This window comes from Pseudomonas sp. Irchel s3f10, from assembly GCF_900187515.1.
GTDB lineage: Bacteria > Pseudomonadota > Gammaproteobacteria > Pseudomonadales > Pseudomonadaceae > Aquipseudomonas > Aquipseudomonas tensinigenes.
Genome location: NZ_FYDZ01000001.1, coordinates 44,339 through 59,407, shown reverse-complemented (window position 1 = coordinate 59,407; position 15,069 = coordinate 44,339). Strand labels below are relative to the sequence as shown.

Here is a 15,069-nt window from a genome sequence, read left to right as displayed (position 1 = left end):
GAATAGTTAGCAGGCTTGGTAATTAGTTGACCAGTGGAGTGGGTTTTTGTGGCGCTCAGGCGGACGCCTTCGCGAGCAGGCTCGCTCCCACAGGGGATCTCCAGCGAACACAAATTCCGCGTTGCTCAGAGATCCAATGTGGGAGCGAGCCTGCTCGCGAAGGCCGCGACTCGGTACAGAATTGATCAGGATTCGTCAGAAGGATGCACAGATGGCGGTTGCACCGGATGCACCTCACGCCCCCGCAAGGCAGTCGCCACGTACCCAAAGGCGCGTTTGCTCACCGCATAAATGCTGTGCCAACCCGGCGGTGCCGGCTCGATTGCAGCATGCAACGCCCGCGCATAGTCGAGCACCAGTCCGGGCGTCCAGGCCATCGCCTCTGCCCGTTTGCGCACTTGCGCGGCGACCCAGAACTCGGGGCTGAAGATGACTCGGGTGAAATCCAGCATGCTCGAATGCCCCCGATTCATCGCCCCTTCCAAGGCCGCTTCGAGGCTATGGGCGACGGCACTGGAACAGTTACGACTGGTCAGGTTGTAAGTGCTGTTCTGCCGATACTCTGTCCAGAACGCATGCAGGCGCCGGGCGTCGTAATGGGCAAAACTGACCTGCACCGAAGACGGACACCAGTCCGCCACCTCCCCCGCATAATCCGGCAGAAACCTGCCGGCGACATCGTTGTTCGGCGTCGCCCGCAGCAATCGCACAAAATCCCCCGCCGAACGATCGATGTCGTCCTGCGGGTAATGGCTGATGTAAATGTCCGGGCCACATTCCAGTGCCGCATGGCCGGCGGAGATCACGCCGTTGATATCGACCGCCGCGATGTAGCGGTTGAGCAGGCGATTGCGCACCAGAGTGTCGTCGACGGTGCCGCTGGGGGTCCAGACATGAATCACCAACGCATCGCTGCTGGCCGGCGCACTGACCGACAAAGGGCTTGTCAGCGGCAGCTGGTTTTTGAAGCGCACGGCTTGCCGCAACAACGCGCAACCCGAAAGAAACAGGCTCATGCCAATGCAAAACGGCACCGTGCCCTTGTACAGCGTCGGGTACGGTTCGAGGATAAACACGCCAAAGCCGATTTCGAACAACCCCGCCAGCAGCGACACTTGCCAACCGACAAAGCGCACCACCAGCGCCGCCGCCAGCCGAAAACCGCCATCGAGCAAAAAAGCCCCGCCAAACAGCACCGCCAGAATCAGCCCGGCAGCATGTTGCCGGTCGACGATCAGCAGCCCCAGCAAGAGAAAAGCCAGTCCGCGCGCTCTGCGCAGGGCCGCAGCGGTCCCGGCTAGTGGTGCCGGCACCAGCAGCAGGATCAGCGCTTCGAGCAACAACAGATAACCGAAAAGATGCAGCGGGAAATACAGAACACCGTCCAGCGCATCAATGAAGATGCCCACACCGGCCGCGCCCCAGACGATGCCCGTCAGCGCCAGTGCGGACCAACGCTTGCGGACGAATTCGTGACCGAGCAAGACCATACTCAAGCGGACCATAGGCGTCTCTGTTGTTTTCGGGCAGCCGCCAACCGCGCAGCATTCAAGTAGCGCTGAGTCTAATTCATTCTGTAAAAGCCGGATCGCAGCGACGCGACCCGGCCAGGGGAAACGCGCGTTAGAAATCGCGCTTGTAGAAAATATCCAGCGAACTCGCGACGCCACTCGCAGCCTCGACATAGACCTTCTTGCTCAGCTTGTAGCGCAGCGCAATGGTACTGGCCGGCTCAAACACGCCCACGCCATAACGCAAACTGAGCTTCTCGGTAATATTGCCGCTGGCCACCACGCTGGTGGCATCGCCGCTGCCCGCCGTGTCGAGCTGGAAGTCCTGAATCCCCAGATCCTTGGCCAGACTGCTGGTGACCCCGGAACTGCCCATCAAGCCGAGACCCAACGCCGCTTGCGCGAGCATGTTGTTGTCTTCGCCGTTGGTGCTCAGCGGACGGCCAAGGACCAGATAGGACAACGCCTGCTCCTGACTCATCGCCGGCTCGGAGAAGATCTGTGTGGTCGGCTGCTCAGCGCTGCCGCTCAGGCGAATACCGGCGATCACGTCGTCGGTCTGGCGGATCGCTTCGATATCCAGATACGGCTGATCGAGGGGGCCGGCGAACAACAGACGCGCACGGCGCACTTGCAGGCGCTGGCCGTAGGCACTGTAGCGGCCGTCGTTGAGCCACAGTTCGCCACGGGTGTCCATGTTGTCACCGATGTGCACATGACCTTGCACGTTGGCGGTCAGACCAAAACCGGCGAAGGCGAGTTTGTCTTCGCCGACCACCACGTCGATGTCCATTTTCATCGCCAGCGGCGGTTTGCCCTCTTCGGTCTGCGCACCGACGATGATCGTGTCATCGGAGACTTTTACCGTTGATGGCGGCAATTCACGCACGGTGATTTCGCCTTTGGGCACCTGCACCTTGCCGGCGATCTTCAGTTCGTCGCCGGCCATGGAAATCTTCAGGTCCGGCGCCATTTCCAGCTTGGCATACGGCTCGACGGTGACCGGCAACTGCGTGCCTTTCAACGCCAGATCGACCACCAGCGCCTGACCCCAGGCGACGTTACCGGTCAGGCTGCCCTGCCCGCTCTTGCCGCTTTTCCAGCCGCCGTCGAGGCGTACCGATTCGCCGGCAATCAGGGCGGTGAGTTGCAGATTCTGCAGCTCCATCGGCAACTCGGCGCCGGACACTTCGCCATCGCTAAGTTGCACGGTGCCGTTGACCAGCGGCGCCAGCAGTCCGCCGGAAAGCGTGCCGCTACCATTCAGGCGCCCGGTGAGTTTTTCAACCATCGGCACAAACGGCCGCGCCACCGACAGGTCCAGCCCGCTGAGGCGGAACGAGCCGCTCAGTGGTTTGTTTTTCGGCAGTGGATTGAGCTGCGCCTGCACCATCAATTCGCCAAGTTTGCCGCCGACGAAGTTGAGTTCGGTGTCGACGCGCTTGGGCGTGAGTTTGCTGGTGAGTTTCAGGGTCTGGTACGGGAAGTCCAGCCACTGATCCTTGTCCTTCATGCGCAAGGTGCCGCCGCTGGCGTCGATGCTGACCACGCCGTTCGGGCCGCTGGCCGGCAGATCCAGTTGCAGATCGGCGTTGAGCTTACCCTTCCAGGCAAAGTCTTTCGGCAGCCATTGCGCGAGACTTTCGATCGGGAATTGCTTGAGGTGATAGCGCAGTTTCGGCTCCGGCATCAGCCGCTGATCTTCACCGCACAGGCTGGCATTGCCGGACATCCAGCAATGCGCGCCGAAGTTGATTTTGCCGTCAGCCAAGCGTTCGAGTTTTGCCGGATTCTGCAGTTTCCAGTCCTGGCCGCCGGCCTGAATATCGCCGCTGGCCAGGCGTCCACGCCAGTTGCCTTTGTCGAGATTGCCGTCCAGACCGAGGGCCAGTTTCAGCTTCGGCCCAATCAGGTCGAGGTTGAGTTTCTGGTTCTTGATGTCGCCCTGAGCACTCGCGGCCAACACACCCAGGTTGGTGTCGCCGGCCTGAATGCCGCTACCTTTCAGATCGATTTTCGCCCGCTGCGCACTGTCGAGGGTGGCGTCGAGGTTGAGGCTTTGCAGGCGATTGTCCTGAAACGCCAGTTGCGAACCTTGCAGGTCGAGCTTGCCCTGCGGCGCCTTCAACGTACCGGCCACATTGACCTGCCCGTTGACCTGCCCGCGCAGTTGCGGCCAGAGCTGAGCCAGACGCGACAGCTTGATATCGATCTGCCCGGTGAGTTTCTGTTGCAGGCTGCCCTTGCCGTTGATGCTGTTGTCGCCGAGGCGGATTTGCAGGGCGTTGAGATTCCACTGCTCGCCAACGCCGTCGGCCTTGGCCTGGAGGATCGCCGGTTGACCGCGCAGTTTGCCTTTCAAGTCGAGATCGGCGGTCAAACTCAGGCGTTCATTTTTTATTTCGCCTTGGCTTTTCAGCGGCCCGGCCAAGGTGCCCGGCAACTCGGCAACCCAGTACGCCGGGTTGAGCGCCGACAGCTCCAGCGCTGTGTCCCAAGCAATGCCGTCGGCGAACTGCACATTGACGTGACCTTCAGCCTTACCCTGCCCGGCTTGCATTTTCAGTTGTGGCAAAGCGATCTGTTTAAGGCTGCCGCTGAACGGACTGCTCAGGGTAAACGCGCCCGCCGGGCCATCCAGTGCGGCGGCGAAGTTGCCGAGGTATTGGCCGTCGGTGTAGGAGACTTCGCCAGTAAACGTACGCAAGGCGACTTGTGGCTCGTCGATTTCGTTATAGAGCCGATGCCACGGAAAGTCCTGCCAGTTGATATTGGCTTGGGCGCTGAGGCCTTTGCTCCAGTCGACGCTGCCCGTGAGTTTCAGGCTTTGCTTGTCGTTGGCCGTCAGGTCGAGGCCGGCGATCTGCGCGCCGCTGGCGTCGACTTTACCTTTGAGCAACAGCGCCACCGGGCCTTTGTCGGCGGGCAGCGTGGCGTTGCCGTTCAGTTGGTAACCGTTCTTCAGGTCGCCTTCGCCGGTCAGCACCAGTTGATTGAGTTGCAGGGTGTCCGGCAAATCGGTGCTCGGTTTGAACGCCTCGGAAGTGATGCGCACTTTGGCTGGGAGGTTTTCCGCCAGTGGCTGCAACTCGCCGCTCAACTGGCCGTCAAGGTAACCCCGGCTGTCGGCGTGCAGGTTGAGGGTTTTCAACAGATCGCCGTCGATCTTCAACGCCAGTGTCCACGGCCCCGTGCCCGGCGATGGCAAGGTCAGGTCACCGGCGATGTTCAGCGGCCAGTTGCCGGTCGGCGTGAGTGTGCCGGACAGGTTCAGGCTGAGGTCGTCGCGCTGCAATTTCACGCTGTCGATCTGCATGCCTTGGGCGGTCCAGTGCGCCGCCAGTTGCAAGCCCTTGAGCTGTTCGCTGCCGTTGAACAGCAGGCTGCCGACCTGCACGTCGCCCAGTTCGATGGCCACTGGCAATTGCAGATCCGGCAGTTTGATCGGGCCGCTCTCGGTGGTTTCTTCGCTCGGCGGGAATTGCAGAATGACCTGATCAGCCTTGAGCTGTTCGATGCACAAGGTCATGCGTGTCAGGCACAGCGGTGACCAGGCGAAGATTGCCTTGTTCAGTTCGACGCGGCTGCTGTCCTGCTGCCACACCAAATGATCGGCACTCCATTGCCCGCCGAGGCGGCCCTGAAAATTTTCCACGCTCAAGCCCGGCACAAGGCCCAGCACCCAGCGGCTGCCGGCCGCCGTGCCGAGCACAGCGGTGACACTCAATACAATCAACAACAGCAGCGCCAACAACGCCAGCGCCGTAATTTTCAAACCACGCTTCACAGCTCAGGCCCCATGGAAAAGTGCAGCCGGATGCCGCCATCGTCGTCGAGTGCGTGGGCCAGGTCGAGGCGGATCGGCCCGACCGGCGAGACCCAACGCACACCAATACCGACCCCGGTCTTGAGGTTCGGCAGTTCGAGTTTGTTGAAAGAGTTGCCCTGGTCGACGAAGGTCGCGACGCGCCATTTCTCGGCGATCGAGTATTGATACTCGACGCTGCCAGCGACCATGTAACGCCCGCCGATCCGGTCACCGTCGGAGTTTTTCGGCGACAGGCTCTGATAGTCATAACCGCGCACGCTCTGATCGCCACCGGCGAAGAAACGCAGCGACGGCGGAATCGAGTTGTAGCCGTTGGTGGCGCTGCCGCCGACCTGCACGCGACCAAGGAAGCGGTGCTTGTCGAACACCGTGGTCAGGCCTTTGACCAGCGCGGTGCCATATAAAAGGTTGTTGTCCGAGCCGAGGCCTTCCTTCGCCACTTTGCTTTCGAAGCTCAGGCGATAGCCATTGTGCGGGTCAATGCGGTTATCGCTTTTCAGGTACGAATAACTGATGCCAGGCATCAACAAGGTGCTCAGGCCCGAGTCGTCGCCGAGTTCATATTCTTCACGCTGCCATTTCAGCGAGATCACCCGCTGCCAGCCGCTGGGCAACTTGCTGTGCCATTCCGGGCCGAAGGTCAGCAGTTTGCTGAGTGTGTCGGAACCGTCGATGTCTTCGAACTGGTAGCCGCCGGCCCAACGCAGTTTGTCGGTCAGCGGCGGGTCAAGCGGGATGTCATAGAACAGCCCGACGTTTTGCCGTGGTGCCGAGAGTTCGGCTTCCCAACCATAACTGTCGCCTTGCGGGTTGACCCAGTGGCGGGTCCAGTTGGCTTTGATGCGCGGGCCGACGTCGGTCGAGTAACCGAGGCCCAGGCCCATGGTCCGTGGCTTGCGTGTGTCGAGTTTGACGTCCACCGGGATCACGTCATTTTTCGCCGTCGTCGGTGCGGCATCGACGCGTACGCCTTCGAAGTAACCGCTCGATTGCAGATCGCGATTGAGCTCAGCGATCAGCTCGGAGTCGTACGGCTCGCCCTCCTTGAACGGCACCATGCGTTGCAGCAGATCTTCGTCGAACGGCGTGTCGCCTTCGAATTTGACTTTGCCCAGTGCATAACGCGGGCCGCTTTCGTAGATCAGTTCGATGTCGGCGACCCCGGCGCGCGGGTCGACCATGAGTTTTTGACTGGTGAAATGGCCACTGAAAAAACCGAAGCGCGAGGCCTGATTCTGAATAAGTCTTTTGGCGTCTTCATAACGCCCATGGTTAAGCACCGCGCCGGACTTGAGCGCGTCGCTTTTCGGTACACGAAAGGATTTGAGGGAGGCAGCCGGGCCGTCGACACGGATGGTCACGTTGCGCAGGTGAATCGGCTCGCCGGGATCGATGTTCAACACCAGGCGCGGCTTGTCGCCACCCTTGACGTCACTTTCGATCTGCGGCTGGTAGTAGCCCAACGCCTGGGCTGCCTTGCGCGCCTGCTCTTCGGCACCGCGACTGAAGCGCTGCAGGGCTTCTTCGTCACGATCGCCGAGGCTGCCGATATAGCCTTCTATATTGGCCTTGAGTTCATCGTTGGACGGTTTGATCCGCACATCCAATTCACTTTGCGCCAGCGCCGCGCAGCTGGTTAACAGCAGGAGCACGCCACTGGTAAATCTTCCTGGAAACTTCATAGGCGCGGATGCTATCACGGGCTTGGGAGCGTGATAGAACAGGAAATTTCCCAAGAAGTTCGATTGTCATGCTGTTGCAGTTTGTAACACCTGCGGATTGGCGTGGAAAAATACGTGTTCACGCACCGGCCCGACGGCAACTTCGCCGATCTCTTGGTAACCCTGCCTTTTATAGAATTCCAGATAGCGTGGGTTGCCGGTGTCGAGCACCACGCCTTGCGAGGTTTCGTCGACGGCGCACCAGTTGTGTACGGCGGTCAGCAGTTGTTCGCCAAAGTGTTTGCCCTGGAATTGCGGGTGAATGCCCAACAAGGGAAGCATGTGCACGGAATCGCTGGGCACACACGCGGCGACCGCATCGTGGTATTCCAGATAGCGCCGGGTGCAGCGGAATCCGGTGCTGAGCACCATGCGCAGGCGCCACGCCCAGCTTTCGGTGATGCCCAAACGGCGTTGCGGCGGCGCGATCAGGGCGATGCCGATCAGGCGATCGTTGATCAGCAGGCCGATGGCCGGCAGATCCTGCAGAAAGTGTTGTTTGACCAGTTCGCGCACCGTCGCCCGCACGCGCTGTTCGTAGCCGGGGCGCTCGGCTTCGAACAGGTAAGCGAAGGTCGGCTCATGGCGATAAGCCTGATAGAGCAGCGATCGAGCTTCGCGGGAGTAGCCACGGTCGAGCATATGAATGTCGGCGATGGCGGTCTGGGTTTCAGGCATGACGGTGATTCTCCCCGGGGCGCGTTCAAATGGCGGCGCTCTTGTTGGTACGAACCTTTTGCGGGTGGCGTGGTTCCCCACAGGTATAGACCAAGTCGGGATCTTCATCGACTGGGCGACCGCTATCGCGAGCAGGCTCACTCCTACATTTGGAATGCGTTCCCCCTGTAGGAGTGAGCCTGCTCGCGATGGCGCCATTGCTGACAACACAAATCCCACAGACAAAAGTGATTTCTCCCACCCCACACTGGCCCATCTCCCCCATGTCAGCTAGCATCGCCCTTTTGCCAGGACTGCCGACCATGAAGATCGTTTCCTTCAACATCAACGGACTGCGCGCCCGTCCGCATCAGCTGGCAGCGCTGATCGAAAAACACCAGCCGGACGTGATCGGCCTGCAGGAAACCAAGGTCCACGACGACCAGTTCCCGCTCGAAGAAGTCCGCGCCCTCGGCTACCACGTGTATTTCCACGGCCAGAAAGGCCATTACGGCGTGGCGATGCTCTCGCGTCAGGAACCGATCGCCATCCACAAAGGTTTCGCCACCGACGAAGAAGACGCTCAGCGTCGCTTTATCTGGGGTACCTTCGCCGACGCCAATGGCGTGCCGGTGACGATCATGAACGGCTATTTCCCACAGGGCGAAAGCCGCGACCACCCAACCAAATTCCCCGCCAAACAGCGTTTCTACAGCGATCTGCAAACGTTGCTGGAAAGCCAGTTTCACAACGAGCAGCCGCTGGTGGTGATGGGCGATGTGAACATTTCTCCGGAAGATTGCGACATCGGCATCGGCCCGGACAACATGAAGCGCTGGCTGAAAACCGGCAAATGCAGCTTCCTGCCGGAAGAGCGCGAGTGGATGGCACGCCTGAAAAACTGGGGTTTGACCGACAGCTATCGGCACCTGAACCCGGACGTGACCGACATGTTCAGTTGGTTCGATTACCGCAGCCGTGGTTTTGAAGATGAGCCGAAGCGTGGCCTGCGCATCGATGTGATTCTGGCATCCCATGGTTTGTTGCCGCGGGTGAAGGCCGCCGGTGTCGACTATGAATTGCGCGGGATGGAAAAACCGTCCGATCATGCGCCGATCTGGCTTGAACTAAGCTGATCCCAAGCCTTACGCAATACCTGTAGGAGTGAGCCTGCTCGCGATAGCGGTGAATCAGTCGACATAAATGTTGAGCGGTACACCGCTATCGCGAGCAGGCTCACTCCTACATTGGTTAGTTGTCATCTTTCGGTCATGCGCCTGACTTAATCTCCCCGGCAATCCCCTTGGCTTGATTCGGTGCCGGCATGACCCTGCGTGTTCTGTGCGTTTTTCTCTTGAGTGCGTGGCTGACGGTTTCTGCCGCCGCCCTGCCCCTTCCTGAAAACGGCCCGGCGCTGCGCATTCAAGGCTCCAACACCATCGGTGCCGAACTTGGACCGGCTCTGGTCGAAGGTCTGCTGCAAGAACAGGGCTTGCTGAAAATCCATCGCGAAACCCCGGACACCGCCAACGAGTTGCGCATCGTCGGCCAGACCGCTCAGGGCAGACGCGTGATCGTTGAAGTCGCCGCACACGGTTCGAGCACTGGTTTCACCGCGTTGAAAAACGCCAGCGCCGACCTTGCCGCGTCCTCCCGCGAAATCAAGGACAGTGAATTGCAGGCCCTGCAATCACTGGGCGATCTGAAAAGCGCCGCCGCCGAACAAGTCATCGCCATCGACGGTCTGGCGATCATCCTTCATCCCGAAAATCCGCTGCAGCAACTGGACACTGAGCAACTGGCGCGGATCTTCGCCGGCGAGGTGAAAACCTGGGAAGACCTCGGCGGTCGTGGCGGTGCGATTCATTTATATGCACGCGATGATCAGTCCGGCACGTACGACACGTTTAAGGAGTTAGTCCTGAGTCGTCGTGGGAAAAGTCTGAGCAGCGCAGCGAAACGGTTTGAATCCAGCGAGCAATTGTCCGACGCCGTCAGCGCGGATCCGCAGGGCATCGGCTTCATCGGTTTGCCCTACGTGCGTCAGGCCAAAGCGGTGGCCATTGCCGACGGTGCGTCGCAATCGATGCTGCCGCTCAACAGCTTGATCGCCACTGAAGACTATCCGCTGTCACGACGGCTGTTTTTTTATCTGCCACCCGACAGCAACAATCCGTGGGCGAAAGCCTTGGTGACGTTTGCGCAAAGTCGCCAAGGCCAGGCAATCGTGGCGGCCAGCGGATTTATCAGTCAGACCGTGCATGCGATGAGCGTCGCACCGAATGCGCTGATGCCCGAGGGTTATCAATCCCTCAGCCGTCACGCCCAACGTCTGACGGTGAATTTCCGTTTCGAGGAAGGCAGCGCGAATCTCGATAACAAGGCGCGTCAGGATCTGGCGCGGGTGTTCGACTATATAAAGCGCCACGACAAGACCGAGCGCGCGGTGACATTGGTTGGGTTTGGTGATGCCAAGGACGACCCTGCGCGGGCGGACCTGCTGTCAAAGCTGCGGGCGATGGCGGTGCGGCGAGAATTGGTGAAGAACGGCGTGGTGCTGCGTGAGGTTCGTGGCTTTGGCGCGTTGATGCCGGTGGCGGCGAACAATGCGGATGAAGGAAGGATCAAGAATCGGCGGGTTGAGGTTTGGGTGTATTGATATCACCAGATCGTTCCCACGCTCCGCGTGGTAACGCCGCCATGGACGCTCTGCGTCCACTGTGACGCAGAGCGTCACGGGATGCATTCCCACGCAGAGCGTGGGAACGATCATCCTGTGGGAGCGAGCCTGCTCGCGAAGGGGGCGACGCGGTCTTAAGTCTTAATGACCGCTACGCAGCATTTCCTTCGGCACATACTTGCCGATCTCGAACTTGCCGATCGCTGCGCGGTGCACTTCGTCCGGGCCGTCGGCCAGGCGCAGGGTACGTTGCATCGCATACATGTAGGCCAGCGGGAAATCGTTCGATACCCCCGCCCCGCCATGCATCTGGATCGCCCGGTCGATCACCCGCAGCGCGACGTTCGGCGCAACCACTTTGATCTGCGCGATCTCGCTTTTCGCCACTTTATTGCCGACGGTGTCCATCATGTACGCCGCTTTCAGCGTCAGCAGACGTGCCATGTCGATTTCCATCCGCGAGTCGGCGATCTTGTCGACGTTACCGCCCAGACGCGCCAGCGGTTTACCGAAGGCAGTGCGGCTCACCGCACGTTTGCACATCAACTCCAGTGCACGCTCGGCCATGCCGATCGAACGCATGCAGTGGTGAATCCGGCCTGGGCCAAGGCGACCTTGAGCGATTTCGAAACCGCGACCTTCACCCAACAGGACGTTTTCGTACGGCACACGTACGTTGTCGAACAGCACTTCGGCGTGGCCGTGTGGTGCGTCGTCGTAACCGAATACCGGCAATGGGCGGACAATTTTCACCCCGGGGGTATCGACCGGCACGAGGATCATCGAGTGCTGGGCGTGGCGCGGTGCATCGGGATTGCTCAGACCCATGAAGATGAGGATCTTGCAGCGCGGATCGCAAGCACCGGAGGTCCACCATTTTTTGCCGTTGATCACCCACTCGTCACCATCACGCACGGCGCGGGCGGCCATGTTGGTCGCGTCAGACGAAGCCACGTCCGGTTCGGTCATGGCGAACGCCGAGCGGATCTCGCCGCGCAGCAACGGTTCGAGCCAGCGCTGTTTCTGCTCTTCGTTGGCGTAGCGCACCAGCACTTCCATGTTGCCGGTGTCTGGCGCCGAGCAGTTGAACGGCTCCGGCCCGAGCAGCGAGCGGCCCATGATTTCCGCGAGCGGCGCGTATTCAAGGTTGGTCAGGCCGGCACCGAGTTCCGACTCCGGCAGGAACAGATTCCACAAACCTTCGGCTTTGGCCTTGGCTTTGAGCTCTTCCATGATCGCCGTCGGCTGCCAGCGATCGCCTTCGGCAACCTGGCGCTCGAAAACGGCTTCGGCCGGGTAAACGTAAGTGTCCATGAACGCGGTCACGCGCTCACGCAGTTCTTGCACCTTGGGCGAATAAGCGAAATCCATGATCAATTACCTTCTTGGGCAGAGGTTGTTCAAGTCATGCAATCGATGCTAGAACAGCGCTGATAATTTACCTAGCCTATTCTCGGCGTGTATAAACATTCATCACCGATATATGATCGGCTGATTGCCAGCCCCCAAAACACCGCCCTAAATAACAAGAGAAGCCGCGTTATGAATCTGAGTAAGGTCGACCTCAACCTTTTCATCGTCTTTGACGCGATCTATACCGAAGCCAACCTGACCCGCGCCGGGCAGATTGTCGGCATCACTCAGCCGGCGGTATCCAACGCATTGGCGCGGTTGCGCGAGACCTTCAATGATCCGCTGTTCGTGCGCACCGCGCAGGGCATGGTGCCGACGCCGATGGCGCAGAACATCATCGGCCCGGTGCGCAACGCGCTGTCATTGCTGCGCGTGTCGGTTCAGGAAAGTCGCATCTTCAATCCGGCGCAAGCGGTCAAGACCTACCGCATCAGCATGACCGACCTCACCGAAGCGGTGATTCTGCCGCCGCTGTTCCAGCGCCTGCGCCGTCTGGCGCCGACGGTGATCATCGAAAGTTTCCTGTCCAAACGCCGCGAGACCACCAAGGAACTGGCGGCCGGACGCTTGGATTTTGCCGTGGATGCACCGCTCAACACCGACCCGCAGGTGCGCCACGTCAAGCTGATGGAAGACCGCTACGTGTGTGCGATGCGCAAGGGCCATCCGATGGCGGGCAAGGAAAAGCTTTCGCTGGATGATTACCTGTCGCTGACCCATATCCATATTTCCAGCCGCCGCAGTGGTTTGGGTTATGTCGACCTGGCGCTGGGCAAAATGGGCATTCAGCGCAAGATTGCCCTGCGTTCGCAGCACTATTTGATGGCCTCGCAAGTGATGCAGCAGACGGATATGGTCATGACCGTGCCGGAACGCTTTGCCCGTCGGCATGAACTGCAGGCGTTTAATCTGCCGGTGAATGATGTGCCGCCGGTGGAGACGCATCTGTATTGGCATGAAAGTACTGACCAGGACCCGGCGAATCGCTGGATGCGTGAGCAGATGATCGAGTTGTGCCAGCAGGTGACGGCGCAGGAGAAGAAGCTCGATAAGGTGTAGGGCTTTTTACCGCGGCGCTGCCATCGCGAGCAGGCTCACTCCTACAGTTGACCGTGTTTCATCTGAAGAAATGCAACCAATTGTAGGAGTGAGCCTGCTCGCGATGAGGCCAGCATGAACACCACAAATCATCCCGCTTGACGTAAACGTCAACCTGCCATTAGCTTAGCGCCAAGACCTTTTTCCGAGCGCTTCCATGAGCAGCCAGACTTACAGCATCTCCGACCTCGCCCGCGAGCTGGACATCACCACCCGGGCGATCCGCTTTTATGAAGAGCAAGGCCTGCTCAGTCCTGAGCGCCGAGGCCAGGAACGCATCTATTCGCCACGTGACAAGGTCAGCCTGAAGCTGATCCTGCGTGGCAAACGCATCGGTTTTTCGCTGGCCGAATGCCGTGAACTGATCGAGCTTTACGACCCGTCCAGCGGTAACACCAAACAGCTCAACAGCATGCTGGCGAAAATCACGGAGCGCCGCGAGCAGTTGGAGCAGCAGTTGCTGGATATCGAACAGATGAAACTGGAGCTTGATACCGCCGAGGAGCGCTGCGTGCAGGCGCTGGAGCAAACCCTCAAGAGTCAGCAGGCCATCTAGCCGACAACACAAATCCCCTGTAGGAGTGAGCCTGCTCGCGATAACGGTGTGTCAGTCGAACAAATATTATCTGACACACCGCTATCGCGAGCAGGCTCACTCCTACAAGGGTTCTCCACGAATTCAAAAGAGCAGGTCAACCGCCATGTCCCTCCCCTCCCAAGTACGCCTGATCGAAGTCGGCCCGCGCGATGGCCTACAGAACGAAGCCCAACCGATCAGCGTCGCCGACAAGGTGCAACTGGTCGACGCTTTGAGCGCCGCCGGCCTTGGCTATATAGAAGTCGGCAGTTTCGTCTCACCGAAATGGGTGCCGCAGATGGCCGGTTCTGCCGAGGTCTTCGCACAGATTCAGCGCAAACCCGGCGTGACCTACGGTGCACTGGCGCCGAACCTGCGCGGCTTCGAAGACGCCATAGCCGCCGGAGTCAAGGAAGTCGCGGTGTTCGCCGCCGCGTCTGAGGCGTTCTCACAGCGCAACATCAACTGCTCGATCAGCGAAAGTCTGGCGCGCTTTGCGCCGATCATGGAAGCGGCGCAACAGCACGGCGTTACCGTGCGCGGTTACGTGTCCTGCGTGCTCGGCTGCCCGTACGAAGGCACGGTCGCGCCGGAGCAAGTGGCGATGGTCGCGCGCGAGTTGTATGCGATGGGCTGCTACGAGGTTTCGCTGGGCGACACCATTGGCACCGGCACTGCGGGCGCGACTCGGCGCTTGTTTGAAGTGGTGTCGGCGCAAGTGCCACGGGAAAAACTCGCCGGGCATTTCCACGACACTTACGGCCAGGCCATGGCCAACATCTACGCCAGCCTGCTCGAAGGGATTTCGGTGTTCGACAGCTCTATCGCGGGCCTCGGCGGCTGCCCGTACGCCAAAGGCGCGAGCGGTAACGTTGCTACCGAAGATGTGGTGTACCTGCTCAACGGCCTCGGCATCAAGACCGGAATCGACCTGGACGCCTTGATTGCTGCGGGTCAGCAGATCAGCGCGGTGCTCGGTCGCCCGAGCGGTTCGCGAGTGGCCAAGGCTCGCAGAGCACAGTGAGGGGACAAGGTGTTACCGCTGTGTCCGGAATGTGGGTTGAAGCGAGTAACACGGAAACAAATTGTCTGGCTTCGCCGGAGTGAAAAAACGCAGAAACTTTCAATCCATTGATTTATAAAGGATTTTAAAAGTTGGCACGGCTTCTGCTATCTCTATGGCATAACAAGAATAAAAAGCAGCAAACCAATAAAAATAAGACGTACCGACTCTGACATAACAAAAACAACACGGCAGAGACGCAGCTAACAGATTTTTTTGGAGAAGGTGTGCTTTTCAGGGTGCTCTCAGGAGTGACCCGCAACCGGGCAGAGAACAATAAAACTACCTTCAGGTAGCTCCCGAATCGGTTGGATCGCTTAGCGAGAAAGTAGATCAGCGCTCAAAAAAATACGTTTGCTCTTGACCCCGGATGGGGGTCGCCAAAAACAGCGGTAAAGGGCCACGGTTGCCAAAAACAACAACAGACCGACCCTCAATAATAAAAAAGAGCACGCGACGACAAAATTAAAGGGGAGCCTCGGCTCCCCTTTGTGCTTTCTGTGATTTGTGTTTTCACTGC

General features: G+C 59.5%; 10 protein-coding genes. 5 read left to right on the top strand and 5 right to left on the bottom strand.

Annotation, left to right across the window (positions count from 1 at the left end):
* Window positions 1-185 precede the first annotated feature (185 nt).
* The 4 genes from CKW17_RS00250 to CKW17_RS00235 form a co-directional block, all read right to left on the bottom strand.
* Complete coding sequence (locus CKW17_RS00250; RefSeq protein WP_095118199.1) at window positions 186-1,505, bottom strand: DUF308 domain-containing protein; 1,320 nt, start codon at window positions 1,503-1,505, stop codon at window positions 186-188.
* Between the two features lie 118 nt (window positions 1,506-1,623).
* A complete protein-coding gene (locus CKW17_RS00245; RefSeq protein ID WP_095118198.1) occupies window positions 1,624-5,298 on the bottom strand; it encodes a translocation/assembly module TamB domain-containing protein in 3,675 nt (1,224 codons plus the stop codon).
* Window positions 5,295-7,022, bottom strand: a complete 1,728-nt coding sequence (locus CKW17_RS00240; protein WP_095118197.1) for an autotransporter assembly complex family protein — start codon at window positions 7,020-7,022, stop codon at window positions 5,295-5,297. The genes CKW17_RS00245 and CKW17_RS00240 overlap by 4 nt, the downstream gene beginning before the upstream one ends.
* A gap of 66 nt (window positions 7,023-7,088) precedes the next feature.
* Window positions 7,089-7,739 carry an N-acetyltransferase gene (locus tag CKW17_RS00235; RefSeq protein ID WP_095118196.1) on the bottom strand — a complete coding sequence of 217 codons (651 nt, stop codon included), beginning with the start codon at window positions 7,737-7,739 and terminating at the stop codon, window positions 7,089-7,091.
* A gap of 302 nt (window positions 7,740-8,041) precedes the next feature.
* On the opposite strand from CKW17_RS00235, the gene xthA reads away from it, so the two are divergent.
* Both xthA and CKW17_RS00220 read left to right on the top strand, forming a co-directional pair.
* Window positions 8,042-8,854, top strand: a complete 813-nt coding sequence (xthA, locus tag CKW17_RS00225) for an exodeoxyribonuclease III (RefSeq protein WP_007917227.1) — start codon at window positions 8,042-8,044, stop codon at window positions 8,852-8,854.
* A gap of 188 nt (window positions 8,855-9,042) precedes the next feature.
* Complete coding sequence (locus CKW17_RS00220) at window positions 9,043-10,377, top strand: substrate-binding domain-containing protein (protein ID WP_095118194.1); 1,335 nt, start codon at window positions 9,043-9,045, stop codon at window positions 10,375-10,377.
* A 162-nt stretch (window positions 10,378-10,539) separates the two neighbouring features.
* Here the strand turns inward: CKW17_RS00220 and CKW17_RS00215 are convergent, their stop codons facing one another.
* The gene (locus tag CKW17_RS00215) at window positions 10,540-11,769 is read right to left on the bottom strand and encodes an acyl-CoA dehydrogenase (RefSeq protein ID WP_093434163.1); all 1,230 of its coding nucleotides are present in this window, start codon (window positions 11,767-11,769) and stop codon (window positions 10,540-10,542) included.
* 171 nt (window positions 11,770-11,940) lie between these two features.
* Between CKW17_RS00215 and CKW17_RS00210 the strand changes: the two genes are divergently transcribed.
* From CKW17_RS00210 to CKW17_RS00200, 3 genes are all read left to right on the top strand, one after another.
* A complete protein-coding gene (locus CKW17_RS00210; protein WP_016986544.1) occupies window positions 11,941-12,870 on the top strand; it encodes a LysR family transcriptional regulator in 930 nt (309 codons plus the stop codon).
* A 196-nt stretch (window positions 12,871-13,066) separates the two neighbouring features.
* Window positions 13,067-13,465: a MerR family DNA-binding transcriptional regulator gene (locus CKW17_RS00205; RefSeq protein WP_007917234.1), complete on the top strand. Its 399-nt coding sequence runs from the start codon at window positions 13,067-13,069 to the stop codon at window positions 13,463-13,465.
* Between the two features lie 145 nt (window positions 13,466-13,610).
* Window positions 13,611-14,510, top strand: coding sequence for a hydroxymethylglutaryl-CoA lyase (locus CKW17_RS00200; protein WP_095118193.1), 900 nt, complete (start codon window positions 13,611-13,613; stop codon window positions 14,508-14,510).
* Window positions 14,511-15,069: the final 559 nt, after the last annotated feature.